The following is a 352-nucleotide window of genomic DNA, read 5'->3' as shown; positions in this document are numbered from 1 at the left end:
TTGTTCAAGAACAGCACTGCTTATGGCATGCGATTGATAACCAAGACCTTTTAGAATTTCTTCCATATCGGTTCCATTGGCTCCAAGAATAGACATCATTGTTGGAGTGACAAAAAAACTCTTGCCGTCATAAGCTCCATCGGGTTTAGGTTCATTCCCTTGTTTCCAATAAAGTGCAGGGCGGATGAGGTTCGCAAGACGCTCTAAAATATCAATCCGTACAGCACGCTGGCCTAAAATGCGATAACCGGCTAATTGATAAAATTGCCGGTTGTAACGAGGATCAACAACTAAAGAGGTTCGTCCCGCAGACAACGCTGCAAAAATTTCATCCAAACCAGTTTGATAGCAC

Annotated in this window: 1 pseudogene; it reads right to left on the bottom strand. The window is 43.2% G+C overall.

The features are described 5' to 3' along the window. A pseudogene (locus ACFINZ_RS11000) lies at nt 1-352 on the bottom strand (hypothetical protein); the annotation flags it as partial.

The sequence above is a fragment of the Bartonella sp. AA81SXKL genome (assembly GCF_042196945.1).
Classification (GTDB): Bacteria; Pseudomonadota; Alphaproteobacteria; order Rhizobiales; family Rhizobiaceae; genus Bartonella.
The sequence above is the reverse complement of the archived record's forward strand: the minus strand, read 5'-3'. Positions and strand labels throughout refer to the sequence as shown.